The 18,826-nt window shown below is 73.2% G+C and carries 16 protein-coding genes; 10 read left to right on the forward strand and 6 right to left on the reverse strand.

Features of this window, described 5'->3' with window-relative positions:
- Window positions 1–107 precede the first annotated feature (107 nt).
- Both ACFQ9Z_RS10910 and ACFQ9Z_RS10915 read left to right on the forward strand, forming a co-directional pair.
- Entirely contained in the window at window positions 108–920 is an 813-nt protein-coding gene (locus ACFQ9Z_RS10910) for an SAM-dependent methyltransferase (protein WP_383014200.1), read from the forward strand.
- Window positions 917–3,061 carry a putative bifunctional diguanylate cyclase/phosphodiesterase gene (locus tag ACFQ9Z_RS10915; protein ID WP_383014203.1) on the forward strand — a complete coding sequence of 715 codons (2,145 nt, stop codon included), beginning with the start codon at window positions 917–919 and terminating at the stop codon, window positions 3,059–3,061. Before ACFQ9Z_RS10910 ends, ACFQ9Z_RS10915 begins: the two co-directional genes overlap by 4 nt.
- A 270-nt stretch (window positions 3,062–3,331) precedes the next feature.
- Here the strand turns inward: ACFQ9Z_RS10915 and ACFQ9Z_RS10920 are convergent, their stop codons facing one another.
- Entirely contained in the window at window positions 3,332–4,216 is an 885-nt protein-coding gene (locus ACFQ9Z_RS10920) for a LysR family transcriptional regulator (RefSeq protein ID WP_383014206.1), read from the reverse strand.
- A 119-nt stretch (window positions 4,217–4,335) separates the two neighbouring features.
- On the opposite strand from ACFQ9Z_RS10920, the gene ACFQ9Z_RS10925 reads away from it, so the two are divergent.
- From ACFQ9Z_RS10925 to ACFQ9Z_RS10945, 5 genes are all read left to right on the forward strand, one after another.
- Entirely contained in the window at window positions 4,336–5,007 is a 672-nt protein-coding gene (locus ACFQ9Z_RS10925) for a succinate dehydrogenase (protein WP_383014482.1), read from the forward strand.
- Between the two features lies 1 nt (window position 5,008).
- A complete protein-coding gene (locus ACFQ9Z_RS10930) occupies window positions 5,009–6,958 on the forward strand; it encodes a fumarate reductase/succinate dehydrogenase flavoprotein subunit (RefSeq protein ID WP_383014209.1) in 1,950 nt (649 codons plus the stop codon).
- Window positions 6,955–7,704 carry a succinate dehydrogenase/fumarate reductase iron-sulfur subunit gene (locus ACFQ9Z_RS10935; protein WP_143634751.1) on the forward strand — a complete coding sequence of 250 codons (750 nt, stop codon included), beginning with the start codon at window positions 6,955–6,957 and terminating at the stop codon, window positions 7,702–7,704. Before ACFQ9Z_RS10930 ends, ACFQ9Z_RS10935 begins: the two co-directional genes overlap by 4 nt.
- 236 nt (window positions 7,705–7,940) lie before the next feature.
- The gene (locus ACFQ9Z_RS10940; protein WP_383014212.1) at window positions 7,941–8,711 is read left to right on the forward strand and encodes a GNAT family N-acetyltransferase; all 771 of its coding nucleotides are present in this window, start codon (window positions 7,941–7,943) and stop codon (window positions 8,709–8,711) included.
- The gene (locus ACFQ9Z_RS10945; protein WP_383014215.1) at window positions 8,711–9,514 is read left to right on the forward strand and encodes a lysophospholipid acyltransferase family protein; all 804 of its coding nucleotides are present in this window, start codon (window positions 8,711–8,713) and stop codon (window positions 9,512–9,514) included. Before ACFQ9Z_RS10940 ends, ACFQ9Z_RS10945 begins: the two co-directional genes overlap by 1 nt.
- Before the next feature lie 336 nt (window positions 9,515–9,850).
- On the opposite strand, the gene ACFQ9Z_RS10950 is transcribed toward ACFQ9Z_RS10945, so the two are convergent.
- A complete protein-coding gene (locus tag ACFQ9Z_RS10950) occupies window positions 9,851–12,199 on the reverse strand; it encodes an ATP-binding cassette domain-containing protein (protein WP_383014218.1) in 2,349 nt (782 codons plus the stop codon).
- Window positions 12,200–12,226: 27 nt separating this feature from the next.
- Window positions 12,227–12,415, reverse strand: a complete 189-nt coding sequence (locus ACFQ9Z_RS10955) for an antitoxin (protein ID WP_383014221.1) — start codon at window positions 12,413–12,415, stop codon at window positions 12,227–12,229.
- A 153-nt stretch (window positions 12,416–12,568) separates the two neighbouring features.
- On the opposite strand from ACFQ9Z_RS10955, the gene ACFQ9Z_RS10960 reads away from it, so the two are divergent.
- The gene (locus ACFQ9Z_RS10960) at window positions 12,569–15,046 is read left to right on the forward strand and encodes an ATP-dependent Clp protease ATP-binding subunit (protein WP_383014224.1); all 2,478 of its coding nucleotides are present in this window, start codon (window positions 12,569–12,571) and stop codon (window positions 15,044–15,046) included.
- 5 nt (window positions 15,047–15,051) lie between these two features.
- On the opposite strand, the gene ACFQ9Z_RS10965 is transcribed toward ACFQ9Z_RS10960, so the two are convergent.
- Together ACFQ9Z_RS10965 and ACFQ9Z_RS10970 are read right to left on the reverse strand one after the other, a co-directional pair.
- Entirely contained in the window at window positions 15,052–16,056 is a 1,005-nt protein-coding gene (locus ACFQ9Z_RS10965) for an LLM class flavin-dependent oxidoreductase (protein WP_383014227.1), read from the reverse strand.
- A gap of 48 nt (window positions 16,057–16,104) precedes the next feature.
- Entirely contained in the window at window positions 16,105–16,500 is a 396-nt protein-coding gene (locus tag ACFQ9Z_RS10970) for a (2Fe-2S) ferredoxin domain-containing protein (RefSeq protein WP_383014230.1), read from the reverse strand.
- A gap of 60 nt (window positions 16,501–16,560) precedes the next feature.
- Between ACFQ9Z_RS10970 and ACFQ9Z_RS10975 the strand changes: the two genes are divergently transcribed.
- Window positions 16,561–17,052: a hypothetical protein gene (locus tag ACFQ9Z_RS10975; RefSeq protein WP_383014233.1), complete on the forward strand. Its 492-nt coding sequence runs from the start codon at window positions 16,561–16,563 to the stop codon at window positions 17,050–17,052.
- A 35-nt stretch (window positions 17,053–17,087) separates the two neighbouring features.
- Here ACFQ9Z_RS10975 and ACFQ9Z_RS10980 read toward each other — a convergent pair whose 3' ends face one another.
- A complete protein-coding gene (locus ACFQ9Z_RS10980) occupies window positions 17,088–17,306 on the reverse strand; it encodes a dodecin (RefSeq protein WP_383014237.1) in 219 nt (72 codons plus the stop codon).
- A 263-nt stretch (window positions 17,307–17,569) separates the two neighbouring features.
- Here ACFQ9Z_RS10980 and ACFQ9Z_RS10985 point away from each other — a divergent pair, with 263 nt between their 5' ends.
- Window positions 17,570–18,826, forward strand: a complete 1,257-nt coding sequence (locus ACFQ9Z_RS10985; RefSeq protein ID WP_383014240.1) for an extracellular solute-binding protein — start codon at window positions 17,570–17,572, stop codon at window positions 18,824–18,826.

The following is an 18,826-nucleotide window of genomic DNA, read 5'->3' on the forward strand; positions in this document are numbered from 1 at the left end:
GAACGGATGGTCAATTTCCGGTTGGGGTCGCTCCGTTGGCGGGCGATCAGTAGCCTCTGCTCGAACACCGGATCGCCTTCCCCGTCAGCCATCCCTGGGAGAGATACATGGAGCGTCCCGCCTGGGCACCCCGGAGCATCGACATCTCGGTGCCGAGCGTTTCGCGTATGTACGACTTCTACCTGGGCGGATCGCACAACTTCGAGGTCGACCGGGAAGCGGCCCGCAGGGCGATGGAGTTCATGCCGGGGCTGCCGAAGATCATGCAGGCCAACCGGGCGTTCATGCGCCGCGCGGTCCGCTTCGCGGCGGGCGAGGGCGTCACCCAGTTCCTCGACATCGGCTCCGGCATCCCGACCTACGGCAACGTCCACGAGGTGGCCCGGGCCGCGACGCCGGACGCCCGGGTGATGTACGTCGACCACGACCCGGTCGCGGTGGCGCACAGCCAGGCCGTGCTCCAGGGCGACGACCGCACGGACGTGATCGCCGCGGACCTGCGCAAGCCGCAGGAGATCCTCGCCAGCCCGCAACTGGAGCGTCTCATCGACCTGAATCGGCCAGTGGCGCTGCTTCTCATTGCGATACTGCACTTCGTGGAAGACGTCGACGACCCCTACGGCGCGATGGCCGAGCTGCGCGAGGCGCTCGCGCCCGGCAGCCTGCTGATCCTCACCCACGCCTCGTACGAGGGAATACCCCTGACGGCGGAGCGGGCCGAGGGCACGGTGGACGTGTACAGGGACATCCGCAACCCGCTGATCATGCGCTCGCCCGGCGAGATCGCGCGGTTCTTCGAGGGGTACGACATGGTGGAACCCGGAGTGGTGCCGATGCCGCGCTGGCGGCCGGAGTCGGCGCCGGAGGACGATGACCCCTATGCCTCCTCCGGGTTCGCCGGCGTGGGGCGCAAGGCGTGAGCGCGGAGCCGGACGGACCGGAGGACAGACTGCGCCGGTTCGCGACGATCTGGAGCCGGGCGGTCTTCCCGGTCACCTCCACCTCGCTGCCCCGCGCGGAGTTCGAGCAGCGGATCCTGCCCCTCGCGGGCCGGCTGCGCGACCTGCTGCACACCCGCGGCTTCGCCGCCGACGAGGCGAAGGCCGTCGGCGCCGCGCTGGTCGGGGCGCACTGCACCGACCCCGAGGCACTCGCCCGCACCCTGGACTGCGTCGACGCCTACCTGGTGCTCTACTGCGGCGACGACAGCCCGCGGGACGAACTGCGGGCGCGTTCCTCGCGGTTGCAGCACGCGATGGCCGCCGGGTACGCCCAGGCGCTGCGGGAGCGCACCCTCGCGGAACAGGAGTCCATCGCCCAGGCCGCGCTGCGGGCCCAGGGCGTGGTGGCCCAGGCGCTGCACGCCAGCGAGGCCCGGTTCCGCGCCGTGTTCGAGGGCGCGGCCATAGGCATCGGCATCGCCGACCTGGACGGCAACATCCTGCAGGTCAACAAGGCGCTGCTGCGCATGTTCGGCTTCTCCGAACCGAGCCTGCGCGGTCGCCCGGTGCTGGAGTGGACCCACCCGGAGGACGCCCCCCAGGTCTGGAAGCTCTACGAGGAGCTCGTCCGCGGCGAGCGCGAGCACTACCACGTCGAGAAGGCTTTCAACCGGCCCGACGGAACGGTTCTGTGGACCAACCTGACGGTCTCCCTGCTACGGGACCCCGACGGCAACCCCCAGTACCAGCTCGCCCTCATGGAGGACACCACCGAGCGCCGCCTGCTCAACCTCCGGCTGCGCTACGAGGCCACGCACGACGCCCTCACCGGCCTGCCCAACCGCACGCTGTTCTTCGAGCGCCTGGAGAAGGCCCTCGGCGCGGGCGAGGGCCAGCGCTTCGGCCTGTGCTACCTCGACCTGGACGGCTTCAAGACCATCAACGACAGCCTCGGCCACGCGGCCGGCGACCGGCTGCTGGTGGAGATCGCCGACCGGCTCCAGTCCTGCGCCACCGCGCCCGGCGAGATGGTCGCCCGGCTCGGCGGTGACGAGTTCGTGGCGCTGACCACGGGCGCCGACACCGAGCGCGAGGTCGACGAACTCGCCGAGCGCATCATGAGCGCCCTGGTCACCCCCGTCAGCATCGACGGGCGGGACCTGCTGGTGCGCGGCAGCCTCGGCATAGTGGAGGGACCGGCGGGCGAACGCACCGCGGCCGAGGTGCTGCGCAGCGCGGACATCACGATGTACCGGGCCAAGTCGGCGGGCGGCAACCGCTCCGAGCTGGCCGACCCGGAGGCGGACGCCCGTGCCATCACCCGCCACGGCCTCACCACCGCCCTGCCCACGGCCCTGGAACGGGGCGAGTTCTTCATCGAGTACCAGCCGCTGGTGCACCTCGGCGACGGCAGCGTCCGCGGCGCCGAGGCCCTGGTCCGCTGGCTGCACCCGCAGCACGGCGTGCTCGGGCCCGACCGGTTCATCCCGCTCGCCGAGCACACGGGCCTGATCGTGCCGCTCGGCCGCTGGGTGCTGGAGGAGTCCATCCGGCAGGCCCGCGAATGGCGGGAGAGGCACGCGGGACGGGACGCCGCGACCCCACTGCGCATCAACGTCAACCTCTCCCCGTGCCAGCTCGGCCACCCCGGCCTGGTCCAGGACACGGTCGACATCCTCGAACGCGCGGGCGTCACCCCGGACGCGCTCTGCCTGGAGGTCACCGAGTCGGCTCTGATCGGCGCCGACGACGACCTCCTCAAACCCCTGCGCCGGCTCGCCGAGATGGGCGTCGACATCGCCCTGGACGACTTCGGCACCGGCTACTCCAACCTCGCCAACCTGCGCCGCCTCCCGGTGAGCGTCCTGAAACTGGACCGCTCCTTCACCCGGGGCATGCAGCAGTTCCCGGCCGACCCGGTCGACCTGAAGATCGTCGAGGGCATCGTCTCCCTGGCCCACAACCTCGACCTCGCGGTCACCGTCGAGGGCGTGGAGACCGGCGCCCAGGCGGAGCAACTGCGCATCCTGGGCTGCGACACGGCCCAGGGCTGGTACTACGCGAAGCCGGGCCCGCCGGAGCGGCTGCACGAGCTGGCGCTGGTGGACGCGACGGGCTGACGGCCGCCCCGCCGGGGTACGACCCCGACGAGCGGCGTCCGCGCCCGCCACCGCGTCGTCCACCGCGCCCGGGGGCGGGGGCCGGACGACGGGCCGCTCGCTGCCCCGGGGCGCCGGGACGTGGGGCCCGCGCCGGCCTGCCCGCGCTTCCCGGCGCGCGGCCGCCGACCGGCGACGAGTCCGGCCCGGCCACCGTGACGCCACGCCCCGCGCACCTCCGGCCGGATGTCGCGCCTGATCAACGGCGCACGGCCGACGACGCCGCCGCGCTCACCGCTCCAGCAGCATCCGCTGCAGTTCCCGGGCCGCCCGGGGCGGGGCGACGTCGCTGCGGTGGGCCAGCGCGATGGTCCGGTGCAGCCCGGGGCGGGCCAGCGGGGTGACCCGCAGTCCGAGCCCGGCCCGGGTGGCGACCATCCGCGGCACCACCGCCACTCCCAGTCCGGCCCGCACGAACCCCAGCACCGCGTCCATCTCACCGCCCTCCACGGCGAAGTCAGGCTCGAACCCGGCGGAGCGGCAGGCAGCGACGGTCAGTTCCCGCAGGTCGTAGCCGTGCCGGAACATCACGAGCCGCTCGCCCTCCAGACCGGCGATGTCGACGACCCGCCCGCCCCGGCCCGGCGCCCGCGCCTCCGGCGAGGACACCACCACCAGGTCCTCCCGCAGCAGCTCCACCGTGGTCAGGGCGGGCGACGGCGTGGGCAGCGGCAGCACCACCAGGGCCAGGTCCAGGGCGCCACGGGCGAGCTGGCGCACCAGGTCGTGCGATCCGCCCTCCTCGATCAGCAGCCGGATCCCCGGGTACCGGTCGTGGAAGGCGCGCAGCACGTCCGGCAGCAGTCCGGTGCACAGGCTCGGCGTCGCGCCCAGCCTGACCCGGCCCCGGCGCAGCTGCACAAGTTCCTGCACCTCGTGCCGGGCCGTGTCCGCGTCCGCGAGGATCCGCCGGGCCAGCGGCAGCAGGGCCTCACCTGCGTCGGTGAGCGTGATGTTGCCCCGGGCGCGCTGGAACAGGTCCGCACCCAGCTCCCGCTCCAGCGCCTTGATCTGCTGGGACAGCGAGGGCTGGGCCACGTGCACCAGTTCGGCGGCCCGGGTGAAGTGCCGGGTCTCGGCGACGGCCACGAAATACTGGAGCTGCTGGAACTGCATGGTGTCAGGATAGCCTTCGCCTATGGAATCAAGCCGGACCATGTCTTGGACCGATCAGGCCCTTCGGCCCTAGCGTTTCGGACATGGCTCTGGCAACGCGGACGGACCGACGGCCGTCCATGGCGCGCACGATCTGGGACAGCACGGTCGGCAAGAAGACGGTCATGGCCGTCAGCGGACTGATCATGCTGCTGTACCTGGTCGCGCACATGATCGGGAACCTGAAGATCTACTTCGGGGCGGGCGAGTTCAACCACTACGCCCACTGGCTGCGCACCGTCGGCGAACCCTTCATGCACTACGAGTGGACGCTCTGGCTGGTCCGGATCGTCCTGGTCGTCGCCGTGGTCGCCCACGCCACCTCCGCCTACCAGCTCAGCCGCCGGGACATCAGGGCGCGCCCCGACAAGTACGTGCACAAGCGGCCGCGGGCGAGCTACGCCACCCGCACGATGCGCTGGGGCGGGATCATCCTCGGCCTGTTCGTCGTCTGGCACCTGCTGGACCTGACCACCGGGACCGTGCACTCCGGCGGCTTCCAGCCGGGGCACCCGTACCAGAACGTCGTCGACACCTTCTCCACCTGGTACGGCAACGTGATCTACATCGTGGCGATGCTCGCGCTCGGCCTGCACGTCCGGCACGGCTTCTGGAGCGCGGCCCAGACCCTCGGCGTCGGCAGCCGCTCCCGCGACCGCGCCCTGAAGACCCTCGCGAACGTCCTCGCGCTGCTGCTCACGGCCGGCTTCATCGCCGTACCCGTGGGCGTCATGACCGGAGTGGTGAGCTGACATGACCGACTACGTGAACTACACGACCGGCGAACCCGCCGTCGACGCCAAGGCCCCCTCCGGGCCGATCCACGAGCGCTGGGACAAGCGCCGCTTCGAGGCCAAGCTGGTCAACCCCGCCAACCGGCGCAAGCACACGGTCATCGTGGTGGGCACCGGTCTGGCCGGCGGCTCCGCGGGCGCCACCCTCGCCGAACAGGGCTACCACGTCGTCCAGTTCTGCTACCAGGACTCCCCGCGCCGCGCCCACTCCATCGCCGCGCAGGGCGGCATCAACGCGGCGAAGAACTACCGCAACGACGGCGACTCGGTCCACCGCCTGTTCTACGACACCGTCAAGGGCGGCGACTTCCGGGCCCGCGAGTCCAACGTGCACCGCCTCGCCCAGATCTCCGTCGAGATCATCGACCAGTGCGTGGCCCAGGGCGTGCCCTTCGCCCGCGAGTACGGCGGCCTGCTCGACACCCGCTCCTTCGGCGGCGTGCAGGTGTCCCGGACGTTCTACGCCCGCGGCCAGACGGGCCAGCAGCTGCTGCTGGGCGCCTACCAGGCGCTGTCCCGGCAGATCGCGGCCGGGAACGTGGAGATGCACCCGCGCACCGAGATGCTCGACCTGATCGTCGTCGACGGGCGGGCCCGGGGCATCGTCGCCCGGGACCTGATCACCGGGAAGATCTCCACCTACTTCGCGGACGCCGTCGTCCTGGCGAGCGGCGGCTACGGCAACGTCTTCTACCTGTCGACGAACGCCATGAACTCCAACGCCACCGCGATCTGGCGGGCCCACCGGCGCGGCGCCCACTTCGCCAACCCCTGCTTCACCCAGATCCACCCGACCTGCATCCCGCGCACCGGCGACCACCAGTCCAAGCTGACGCTGATGAGCGAGTCGCTGCGCAACGACGGCCGGATCTGGGTGCCGAAGGCCAAGGGCGACGACCGTCCCCCGAACAGGATCCCCGAGGACGAGCGCGACTACTACCTGGAGCGCATCTACCCGTCCTTCGGCAACCTGGTCCCGCGCGACATCGCCTCACGCGCCGCGAAGAACGTCTGCGACGAGGGCCGCGGCGTGGGCCCCGGCGGGCAGGGCGTGTACCTCGACTTCGCCGACGCCGTCCGGCGGATGGGCCGGAGCGCCGTCGAGGCGAAGTACGGCAACCTCTTCGACATGTACCAGCGGATCACCGACGAGGATCCGTACGAGGTGCCGATGCGCATCTACCCGGCCGTGCACTACACGATGGGCGGCCTCTGGGTCGACTACGACCTGCAGACCACCGTCCCCGGCCTGTTCGCGGTCGGCGAGGCCAACTTCTCCGACCACGGAGCCAACCGGCTCGGCGCCTCGGCGCTGATGCAGGGCCTGGCCGACGGCTACTTCGTGCTCCCGGCCACCATCAACGACTACCTGGCGCGCAACCCGCACCAGGAGCCGGTGACCGGGGAGCACCCGGTGGTGCAGGAGGTGCTGGCCGAGACGGAGGACCGGCTCAACCTGCTCCTCGCCGTCGACGGCGACCGCACCCCCGACTCCTTCCACCGTGAACTCGGCGAACTGATGTGGGAGTTCTGCGGCATGGCCCGCACAGACTCCGGTCTGCGCAAGGCCCTGGAGCGCATCCCGCAGATCCGCGACGAGTTCTGGCGGCGCATCAAGGTGCCCGGCACCGGCGAGGAGTTCAACCAGTCGCTGGAGAAGGCCAACCGGATCGTCGACTACCTGGAGCTCGCCGAGCTGATGTGCCTCGACGCGCTGCACCGCGCCGAGTCCTGCGGCGGCCACTTCCGCGAGGAGTCGCAGACCCCCGACGGCGAGGCGGCCCGCAGGGACGACGAGTTCGGCTACGCGGCCGCCTGGGAGTTCACCGGCACCGGCTCCGCTCCCGTCCTGCACAAGGAAGACCTGGTCTTCGAGTACGTCCACCCCACCCAGCGGAGCTACGCATGAAGCTCACCCTGCGCGTCTGGCGGCAGAAGAACGCCGACGCCGACGGCGCGATGTCCACCTACGAGGTGGACGGCATCTCCCCGGACATGTCCTTCCTGGAGATGCTCGACACCCTCAACGAGGAGCTCATCCTCAAGGGCGAGGACCCCGTCGCCTTCGACCACGACTGCCGCGAGGGCATCTGCGGCGCCTGCTCGCTCGTCATCAACGGCGACGCGCACGGGCCGGAGCGCACCACCACCTGCCAGCTCCACATGCGGTCCTTCGAGGACGGCGACACGATCGACGTCGAGCCCTGGCGGGCCTCGGCCTTCCCGGTGGTCAAGGACCTGGTCGTCGACCGGTCCGCGTTCGACCGGATCATCCAGGCCGGCGGCTACATCACGGCGCCCACCGGCTCGGCCCCGGAGGCCCACGCCACACCGGTGCCCAAGCCGGACGCCGACCTCGCCTTCGAGCACGCCGAGTGCATCGGCTGCGGGGCCTGCGTGGCCGCGTGCCCCAACGGCGCGGCGATGCTGTTCACCTCCGCCAAGGTCAACCACCTGGGTGTCCTGCCGCAGGGCGCGCCCGAGCGGGAGACCCGGGTGCTGGACATGGTGGCGCAGATGGACGCCGAGGGCTTCGGCGGCTGCACACTGGCCGGTGAGTGCGCGACGGCCTGCCCGAAGGGCATTCCGCTGATGTCCATCACCGGCATGAACAAGGAGTGGCTGCGCGCCACCCGCAAGGCGGCCAAGCGGTAACCGGGGCCACAGGGACGTTCGCCGCACAGAGGCGGACGGGCGGGGCCGGGAGCGGTGCTCCTCCCGGCCCCGTCTGGTTTCCCGCCCGACGCTCCACCGCGCCGTTCAACAACCCCACACCCGCGCTCCCGCCACCGGTCACACACACGCCAACCGGCATAGGAAGAACAGGAGCGGCAGCCCGGAACGCCGGACTGCCCTGCTGCCCACCCCGGCCCGTGACCAGGGAGTCAACCATGACCGGCGTCACCACGCTCGACCGTCCCTCGCAGCCCGCGGCCCCCGCCCGCTACACCGTCACCCTCGCCCGCGACGAGGACGACGTGCGCGCCGCCCAGCGGCTGCGGCACGACGTGTTCGCCGGAGAGCTGGGCGCCCTGCTGACCACCCCGCAGCCGGGCCTGGACGTCGACCCGTTCGACGCCTACTGCGACCACCTGCTCGTGCACGACACGGTGACCGGCGAGGTCGTCGGCACCTACCGGCTGCTGCCCCCGGAGCGGGCCGCGGTGGCCGGCCGGCTGTACTCCGAGGGGGAGTTCGACCTGGCCGTGCTCGACGGGCTGCGGCCCGGGCTGGTGGAGGTGGGCCGCTCCTGTGTGCACCCCGACCACCGTGACGGCACGGTCATCGGCCTGATCTGGGCCGGGATAGCCCGCTACATGGTCGACCGGGGCCACGAGTGGCTGGCGGGCTGCTGCTCCGTACCGCTCGCCGACGGCGGCGCGCAGGCCGCCGCCACCTGGGAGCGGGTGCGCGCCAAGCACCTGGCGCCCGAGGAGTACCGGGTACGCCCGCTGCTGCCGTGGGCGCCGGCCGGCACGGCGCCCGCCGGGCGCGGCGAACTGCCCGCGCTGCTGCGCGGCTACCTCCGGCTCGGCGCCTGGGTCTGCGGGGAGCCCGCACACGACCCGGACTTCGGCGTGGCCGACCTGTACGTGCTCCTGTCGATGCGCCGGGTCAACCCGCGCTACCTGCGGCACTTCCTCTCCCTCGTGCCGGCCTGATGAGCGCCTGGCTGCCCACCGCGCCCTGCACCCCGGACGCCTGCCTGGAGCCGGCCGGCCCGGCCGTGGCCGTGCCCCGGGCCGTGCTGCGGCTCGCCGCGCTCGCCGCCCTGGTGCTCGCGGGGATCGCGCTGTCCCCGCTGCGCGGTCGGCTCCCGGCCGCCTGGGTCAGGCGCTGGTGCCGGGCGGTGGTACGGGCCGCGGGCGTCCGGATCCGGCTCACCGGCTCGGCGCCGGCCGACGGCGGCGTCCTGCTGGTCGCCAACCACATCTCCTGGCTGGACGTCCCGCTGCTCGCGGCGGTGCGTCCGGCACGCATGCTCGCCAAGTCGGAGATACGGCGGTGGCCCGTGGCGGGCCGGCTGGTGGCACGGGCCGGGGTGCTGTTCATCGAGCGGGACCGGCTGCGCGCCCTGCCTGGGACCGTCGCCCGGATCGGCGCGGCCCTGCGGACCGGCGCCGCCGTCGCGGTGTTCCCTGAGGGCAGCACCTGGTGCGGCCGCGCCGGGGGGCACTTCCGCCGGGCCGTCTTCCAGGCCGCGCTCGACGCCGGGGCGCCCGTGCAGCCGGTGCGCCTGAGCTACCGCGGTACCGGGGGAGGGGACGCCACGGCCGCCGCCTTCGTCGGCGAGGACACCCTGTTCGCCTCGCTGTGGCGAGTGGCCCGCGCCCGCGGCCTGGTGGCCGAGGTGGAGGTGCGCCCGCTCATCCCGGCCGGCCGCCACCACGACCGCCGAACCCTCGCCCGAGCCGCCGAACCCCTGCCGCCCACCGCCCCTGGCAGGCACCCGGCCCGGGCCTGAGCCATCGCCGGGAGCCGGCCCCGCGCCGGGGGTTCAGGAGGGCCGCCGAATTCCGGTCGACCACTTGCCCCTGGCAGGCACCCGGCCCGGGCCTGAGCCATCGCCGGGAGCCCGCCCCGCGCCGGAGGTTCAGCAGGGCCGCCGTACCTGGTCGACCACTGCCCCTGGCAGGCACCCGGCCCGGGCGCGAACCATCGCCGGGTGCCCGCCCCGCGCCGGAGGTTAAGGAGGGCCGCCGTACCCTGGTCGCGCCCACCGCCCCGCGACGGCATCCGGCCCGGGACGACCACCGCGCGCATCCCCTCTCCCCCCAGCCGGCGGCTTCGCAGGCAGCGGTCAGCGGTCGGGGTTCCCGCTCATCGCCCGGGCCAGGTGGGCGGCCGTCGCGCTGCCCACGGCCCGGGCCACCTCGGCCGGGGGGCCGGCCGCCACGATCCGCCCGCCCCGGTCGCCGCCGCCCGGGCCCAGGTCGATCACCCAGTCGGCGGACGCCACGACCGACATGTCGTGCTCGACCACGACGACCGTGTGACCCGCGTCGACGAGCCCGTGCAGCCGGTCCATCAGCACCTCGACGTCGGCCGGGTGCAGCCCGGTCGTCGGCTCGTCCAGCAGGTACAGGGTGTGCGCGCGGCGGCCGCGCTGCAGTTCGCTCGCCAGCTTGATCCGCTGGGCCTCGCCGCCGGACAGCTCCGTGGCGGGCTGGCCCAGGCGCAGGTAGCCGAGGCCCACTTCGAGGAGCGTGCGGAGACTGCGGGCGGCGGCCGGGACGTCCGCGAAGAACTCCGCGGCGCTCTCCACCGTCAGGTCCAGGACCTCGGCGATGTTCCGCCCCCGGTAGGTCACCTGCAGCGTCGGCGGGTTGTAGCGGGCGCCCGCGCAGTCCGGGCAGGGCGCGTACGTGCTCGGCAGGAACAGCAGCTCGACGCTGACGAACCCCTCGCCCTGGCAGGTCTCGCAGCGGCCCCCGGCCACGTTGAAGGAGAACCGTCCCACGCCGTAACCCCGGGCCCGGGCCTCCTCGGTGGCGGCGAACACCTTCCGCACCACGTCGAACAGGCCCGTGTACGTGGCCAGGTTGGAGCGCGGGGTGCGCCCGATCGGCTTCTGGTCCACCCGCACCAGCCTGCCGACCGCGTCCGCCTCCTGCGTGAACTCGCCGACCAGCGTCGACTTCCCGGAGCCGGAGACGCCCGTGACGGCGGTGAACGCGCCGAGCGGGAAGTCGGCCGTCACCGAGCGCAGGTTGTGCCGGGTCACCGGGCCCAGCGTCAGCCAGCCGCGCGGCTCGCGGACCGTGCGCGCCGTACGGGGCGGCCCGGCGAACAGGTACCGGGCCGTCGCCGAGTCCGCGACCGGGGCGAGGCCCGCGACCGGGCCGCTGTACAGCACCCGCCCGCCGTGCTCGCCCGCCCCGGGGCCCACGTCCACCAGCCAGTCGGCGCCCCGCACCACCTCCAGGTGGTGCTCCACCACGAACACCGAGTTCCCGGCGGCCTTGAGCCGCTCCAGCACCGTGATCAGCGCCTCGGTGTCCGCCGGGTGCAGCCCGGCCGACGGCTCGTCCAGCACGTACACCACGCCGAACAGCCCGGACCGGAGCTGGGTGGCCAGCCGGAGCCGCTGCAGCTCGCCCGCCGAGAGGGTGGGCGTGGCCCGGTCCAGGCTGAGGTAGCCGAGGCCCAGCTCCACGACCGGCTCGATCCGCGCGGTCAGGTCCGCGGTGAGCACGCGGGCGGTCTCGGTGCCGTCGCGCGGCAGCAGGGCGGCGAGGTCGGTCAGCGGCAGCGCCGCGAGTTCCGCGATGGTCCGGCCGGCGAAGGTCACCGCCAGCGCCTCGGGCCGCAGCCTGCTGCCCCCGCACGCCGGGCAGGGCGCGCTGGCCAGGAACCGCTCCGCCTTGGCCCGCAGGGTCGCGGACCTGGTGTCGGAGAACGTCTTCATGACGTACCGGCGGGCACTGGTGTACGTGCCCTGGTACGGCCGCTGGATCCGGTCGGCGTCCCGCACCGGATGGACGGTGACGACCGGCTGTTCGTCGGTGAAGAGGATCCACTCCCGCTCGGCGGCGGGCAGTTCGCGCCAGGGCCGGTCGACGTCGTACCCGAGGGCGTCGAGGATGTCGCGCAGGTTCTTGCCCTGCCAGGCGCCCGGCCAGGCGGCGATGGCGCCCTCGCGGACGGACAGCGAGGGGTCGGGGACCAGCAGCTCCTCGGTGGTGCGGTGCACCCGGCCCAGGCCGTGGCACTCCGGGCAGGCGCCGGCGGCCGTGTTGGGCGAGAACGCGTCGGAATCCAGCCGCTCCGCGCCCGGCGGGTAGTCCCCGGCGCGCGAGAACAGCATGCGCAGTGAGTTGGAGAGGTTGGTGACCGTGCCCACGGAGGAGCGGGACGACGGGGCCGAGCGGCGCTGCTGCAGCGACACCGCCGGCGGCAGCCCCGTGATCCCGGCGACCCGGGGCGCCCCGACCTGGTGGATCAGTCGACGTGCGTACGGCGCGACCGACTCGAAGTAACGCCGCTGCGCCTCGGCATAGACGGTGCCGAACGCCAGGGACGACTTGCCCGAGCCGGACACGCCGGTGAACACGGCCAGCACGTCCCGGGGGATGTCCACGTCGACACCCTTGAGATTGTGCTCGCGGGCACCACGGACGCGGACGCAGGGATCATGAGGGTTGTGCATCGGGGCGATGGTAGTCCGCCCCGTCCGTCAGGTCTGCGGCGGCCGGTCCTGCGGCTTGCCGAACTCGTTCCGCAGTCTGTCCTGACCGGTGTCGACCTGGGACTGGTACTTGTTCCCGGTCCGCTGGTCGATGTAGTCGCCACCCTTGTCGACGCCCTTGTCGGCCATGTCCTCGTGGCCCTTGAGCATCCCTTTGATCTTGTCCATGAAGGACATGTCAGCCCTCCTTGCAGTCGAGGCTTCCACCCCCAGCCTTACCGGCCCGGCCCGGGAACGCATCTCGGGGCGTCCGCGCCGCGTGCCGTGCACATGAGAGATATATATGCAATTTTGGGGGCATATGTATGCCCGTCGCAGAAAGGGCCGCCCATGAGCACCCCCGGTTTCGGTTTCGGACGCAGTCCGTTCGAGGAGTTCGACGAGCTGATGTCCCGGTTCTTCGGCGGCACCGACGGCCCGGCCGCGTCCGCCCGCCGGCCGCAGCGCGTCGACATCGGCAGCCTGCTGTCGGAGCGGGCACGGGAACTGGTGGCCGCGGCCAGGGACATCGCGGCCGCCGAGGGCAGCGACGAGCTCGACGCCCGGCACCTGCTGGCCGCCGCCACCGAGCACGAGTCCACCCGGCGGCTGCTCACCGTCGCCGGCGCCGACCCCGACCGCATCCGCGAACGGCTCGCCGCCCCCGCCGCCGGTGCGAAGAGCGAGCCCGCCACCCTCACTCCGGCCGCCAAGCGCGCCCTGCTCGACGCCTACCGCATCTCCCGCGCCGAGGGCGCCTCCTACATCGGCCCCGAGCACCTGCTGCGCGCCCTCGCGGCCAACCCGGAGTCGGCGGCCGGACAGGCCCTCGGCGAGGGCGGCTGGGAGCCGGCCCGGGTGCCCGCCGAGATCGCGGCCGAGCGCAAGGAGCCGAGCAGCACGCCCACCGTCGACGAATACGGCCGCGACCTCACCGAGGACGCCCGCAGCGGCCGCCTCGACCCGGTGATCGGACGGGACGAGGAGGTCGAGCAGACCATCGAGGTGCTCTCCCGGCGCAGCAAGAACAACCCGGTCCTCATCGGCGACCCCGGCGTCGGCAAGACCGCGGTGGTCGAGGGCATCGCCCAGCGCATCGTCGCCGGCGACGTGCCGAACACCCTCGCCGGCAAGCGGCTGGTCTCGCTGGACCTGGCCGGGATGGTGGCGGGCACCAAGTACCGGGGCGAGTTCGAGGAACGGCTCAAGAAGCTGCTCGACGAGGTCGCCCGGCACGGCGACGAACTGGTGCTGTTCCTGGACGAGCTGCACACGGTCGTCGGAGCCGGCGGCGGGGGCGAGGGCGCCATGGACGCCGGCAACATGCTCAAGCCCGCCCTGGCGCGCGGTGAGCTGCACCTGATCGGCGCGACCACCGTGGACGAGTACCGCAGGCACATCGAGAAGGACGCCGCGCTGGAACGCCGTTTCGCGCCCATCCTGGTCGGCGAGCCCAGCGTGGACGACACCATCGAGATCCTGCGCGGACTGCGCGACCGCTACGAGGCCCACCACCAGGTGCGCATCACCGACGAGGCGGTCGTCGCCGCCGCCGAGCTGTCCGACCGGTACATCACCTCCCGCTTCCTGCCCGACAAGGCCATCGACCTGATGGACCAGGCCGCCGCCCGGGTCCGGCTGCGCGCCAGGACCCCGCTGGCGGACACCCGGGAGACCGAGGACCGGCTCGCGGCGCTGAACCGGGAGAAGGACCAGGCGGTCGCCGACGAGGAGTACGAGCGGGCCAGGGACCTGCGGGACCGGATCAAGGAGACCGAGGCCGAGCTGGCCGGCGCGGACAAGGCCGGGGAGCAGGCCCCGAAGGTCACCGCCGAGGACATCGCCCAGGTCGTCTCGCGCACCACCGGCATCCCGGTCGCCCAGCTCACCGAGGAGGAGCGGGAGCGGCTGATGAAGCTGGAGGAGCACCTGCACGGGCGGGTCGTCGGCCAGGACGAGGCGATCACCGCCGTCGCCCGCGCGGTACGGCGGGCCCGGGCCGGCATGAGCGACCCGAACCGGCCCGTCGGCAGCTTCCTGTTCCTCGGCCCGACCGGCGTCGGCAAGACCGAGCTGGCCCGCGCCCTCGCCGCCGCGCTGTTCGGCGACGAGAGCCGCATGATCCGCCTCGACATGAGCGAGTTCCAGGAGCGGCACACGGTCTCCCGGCTGGTCGGCGCCCCGCCCGGGTACGTCGGCCACGAGGAGGCCGGCCAGCTCACCGAGGCCGTGCGCAGGCAGCCGTACGCCGTGCTGCTGCTGGACGAGGTGGAGAAGGCGCACCCCGACGTCTTCAACACCCTGCTGCAGCTGCTGGACGACGGCCGGCTCACCGACTCCCAGGGCCGCACCGTCGACTTCAAGAACACCGTGGTCATCATGACGTCGAACATCGGCGCCGACCGCATCCTGGCCGCCGGCACCGAGGACTACGCCAAGGTCCGCGAGGCCGTCGTGCCGGTGCTCCAGCAGCACTTCAGGCCCGAGTTCCTCAACCGCATCGACGAGATCATCGTCTTCCGCGGCCTGGAGCGCGGCGAGCTGCGGCAGGTCGTGGACCTGGTGCTGGAGCACACCCGGCGCCGGCTGCACGCCCAGGACGTCGGCCTTGAGGTCACCGACGCGGCCGCCGGGCTGCTGGCGAACCTCGGGTACCAGCCGGACTTCGGCGCCCGCCCGCTGCGCCGCACCATCCAGCGCGAGGTGGACGACCGCCTCGCCGACCTGCTGCTCTCCGGCGGGCTGGCCCCGGGCGACCGGGCGGTGGTGGACGCGGCCGACGGCTCCGTGGCGATCCGCGCGGAGCGCCCGGTCGGCGTGCCGGGCTGAACCGCTCAGGCGCCGGGTGCGAACAGGGCGGCGAGGCGCCGGTAGGAGTCCAGCAGCGCGGCACGGTCGTACGTGCTGGTGGTGACGAGGACCTCGTCGGCGCCCGTCGCCTCGAGCACCGTCTCCAGCTCGTGCGCCACCTGGTCGGCGGTGCCGGCCACATGCCCGGCGAGGGCGGACTCGTAGAGATCCCGTTCCCTCGCGGTCATCGCGCGCTCCTCGATCTCGCCGGCCGGGGCCAGCGGCGGGAAGGTGCCGTGGGTCCGCGAGTACGCCATGGCCCAGGCCTCCGGGACCAGCAGCCGCCGCGCGTCCTCGTCCGTACCCGCGACCGCGACGGTCCCGGAGACCACGACGTACGGCTCGGACGCCCAGGGCGACGGGCGGAACAGCGAGCGGTACTCGTCGACGCCGCGCAACATGCGCTCGCGCCGCCGCAGGTCCCCGATGACCATCGGCAGCCCGGCGCGGGCCGCGATCCGCGCGCCCTCGCCCGTCGCCAGCACGAACGCCGGGACCCGCAGACCCTCGGCCGGCCGGGCGTGCACCCCGGTCGGGGAGGTCCCGGCGAACCAGCCGAGCAGTTCGCCGAGCTGGGCCGCGAAGTCCCCGGCGGCGTCCTTGTCCCGGCCGAGCGCCCGGCGGACCCCGTCCGTGAAGCCGACGGAGCGGCCGAGACCCATGTCGATCCGGCCCGGGAACAGCGACTCCAGCACCCCGAACTGCTCGGCGACGACGAGCGGCTGGTGGTTGGGCAGCATCACCCCGCCGGTGCCGACCCGGACGGTGCGCGTCGCCGCGGCCACCGCGGCGGCGAGCACGGTCGGCGCGGAGCCCGCGACCCCCGGCACGCCGTGGTGCTCCGACACCCAGAAACGGTGGTAGCCGAGGCCCTCCGCCTCCCGCGCCAGCGCGACGGTGTCCCGCAGCGCCTCGGCGGGCGGCCGCCCCGCGCGCGTACGGGAGCGGTCGAGTACGGAGAACCTGGTCCGGGCGATCACTGCGCTCACGCAGGGTTCAACGTCACGGGGGCGCCAGGATTCCCGTACCCGCGGCCCTCACCGTCCCGACCGGGTCCGCGCACCGCGTGGCGCGCGGATCACCTGCAACTCCAGGGCGAGCGGCGGCTCGGCCGCCCCCGGGCCGCCCGCCCGTGCCCACTCGGCGATCTCAAACGTGCAGTCGTCGTCCAGCGCGAAGCCGATCCACACCGGTCTGCCGCCGGCCCGCCGGCCCTCCGCGGACGGCCGCACGACCACGACGTTCGCCTGGTCGCACGGCCCGAGGCAGTCGCTGGTGCGCACCTCGAAGCCGCCCTCGGCGGCGGCCGCCCGCAACCGGTCGAGCTGACCGCCCGGATCGGTGCCGGGCTGCTTGGCCGGAACGCCGCAGCAGCAGCCCCGGCAGACGACGACGGTGCAGGGATGCGGGAACCGGCCGGGCACGGAAGGCATGGCAGAAGCATGCGGCCCCGGGTCGGCGGCAGTTGACACCGGGGTGGCTAGGGTGACCGGGTGACAGACAGCAGCGCGCGTCCGGTCGCCGTGTTCGACCTCGACAACACCCTGGCCGACACCGCCCACCGCCAGCACTTCCTGGAGAGCCGCCCGCGCGACTGGGACGCCTTCTTCGCCGCCGCGCCCGCGGACCCGCCGCTCGCCGAGGGCGTGACGCTCGCGCTGGAGACGGCCCGCGAGTGCGAGATCGTGTACCTCACCGGGCGGCCCGAGCGGTGCCGGCGCGACACGCTGGACTGGCTCGCGGCCCACGGACTGCCCGAGGGCCGGGTGCACATGCGCGGCGACGCCGACCGCAGGCCCGCCCGGTTCACCAAGCTGGAGATCCTGCGCCGGCTCGCCCGGGGCCGGCGGGTCCGGGTCCTCGTCGACGACGACGAGCTGGTGTGCGACGACGCCGAGCGCGCCGGGTTCGCCGTCGTGCGGGCCCGCTGGGCCGACCGGTCCGCCGCGCTGGAGGACGCCCAGGAGCGGGAGGGCCGTACCTGAGGTCCCGGCGGACCGAGCGGCGCGGTCCCGGACGGCTACTCGGCCTCGCCCTCGATGCGGAAGCCCACCTTCAGGCCCACCTGGTAGTGCTCGACCTGCCCGTTCTCGATCTGGCCGCGCACCTGGGTCACCTCGAACCAGTCCAGGTTGCGCAGGGTCTGGGCGGCGCGCGAGATGCCGTTGCGGATGGCCTGGTCGAGGCCTTCGTGCGAGGTGCCGACGATCTCGGTGACCCGGTAGATGTGGTTCGTCATGCGGGGGCTCCTCTCCGGCGTGAGGGGCCGCGCGGCGGCACGCCTCACGTCCGGCGCGACCGTGTGTCACGCCGTACTCCACCGTGCCGTATCACCGCCCGGCGCGCGAGGCGTCGGCACCGGGCGCACGGCGACGCTTGACCTGAGCATTGGTCCATACCAAAATCCTGCACACCCGTGTGCGAACGCGTGCGTTCGTCCCCCCCCACGTCGGGCCCCTTCCCCTGTCCGCACCACCCAGGCCAGACAGAACAGGACCCCTCGTGAGACGTCGTCTGCTCGCCCTCCTCTGTGTCACCGGCTCACTCGTCAGCGCCTGCGGCGTCCTGCCCGGCGGGCACGACCGGCAGACCGTCACCGTGTGGCTGATGAAGGACAGCGCCTCCGACGACTTCCTGCGGCGCTTCACCGAGGACTTCGAACGCACTTACGGCGACCTGCGGCTCGACATCCGCATCCAGGAGTGGACCGGCATCGTGGAGAAGGTCCGCAAGGCGCTGAAGGCCGACACGGGGGACGGCCCCGACGTCATCGAGGTGGGCAACACCCAGGTCCCGCTGTACGTCGAGGACGGGCGGCTGACCGACCTGACCCTGGAGTCCATGCGCGACTGGGGCAAGGAGCACTGGCTGCCCGGCCTCGCCGAACCCGGCAAGGACGGCAACAACCAGTACGGCGTGCCCTGGTACGCGGCCAACCGGGTGGTCATCTACCGCAAGGACCTCTTCGAGGAGGCCGGCATCACCGCCCCGCCGAGGACCCGCGACGAATGGCTCGCCGACACCCAGAAGCTCAACTCCGCGGGCAACCAGGGCATATACCTGGCAGGACAGGACTGGTACACGCTCTCCGGCTTCATCTGGGACGAGGGCGGCGAACTCGCCGAGAAGAAGGACTACGACTGGCGGGGCACCCTGGGCACCCCCGCCGCGCTGCGCGGCATGGACTTCTACCGCCGGCTCCAGGCACTCGGCGAGGGACCGTTGGACGCCGACGAGGAACACCCGCCGCAGGCCGGTGTGTTCGCGGGCGGCAGGGTCGCCCAGATCATCGGGGTGCCCGGGCTCGCCCAGTCGATCGTGCGGCAGAACCCGGGCCTGAAGGGCAAGCTCGGCTTCTTCCCGGTGCCCGGCAGGACCGCGGCCCGGCCCGGCGTCGTCTTCACCGGCGGCTCCGACCTCGTCGTACCGCGCAACACCGGCGACCAGTTCGCCGCCACGGCGGTCGTCGGAGCGCTCACCGGCGCCAAATGGGACACCGAACTCGCGCGCACCATGAACTACGTGCCCAACAAGACCACTCTGGCGGCCGCGGTGGCCGGGGAGGAGGGGGTCGCCGCCATGGCGGCGGGCGCCGCGCACGGCCGGGCGACCCCCAACACCCCTCAGTGGGCCGCGGTCGAGGCCGACAACCCGATCAAGGGGTACATGACCCGGGTGCTCGGCGGGGCCGACGCGGCGAGCGAGGCCCGCCGTGCCGACCGGAGGATCACCGAGGCCCTGGCCGACAACCTCGGCTGA

Source organism: Streptomyces sp. NPDC056580 (assembly GCF_042793175.1).
Classification (GTDB): Bacteria; Actinomycetota; Actinomycetes; order Streptomycetales; family Streptomycetaceae; genus Streptomyces.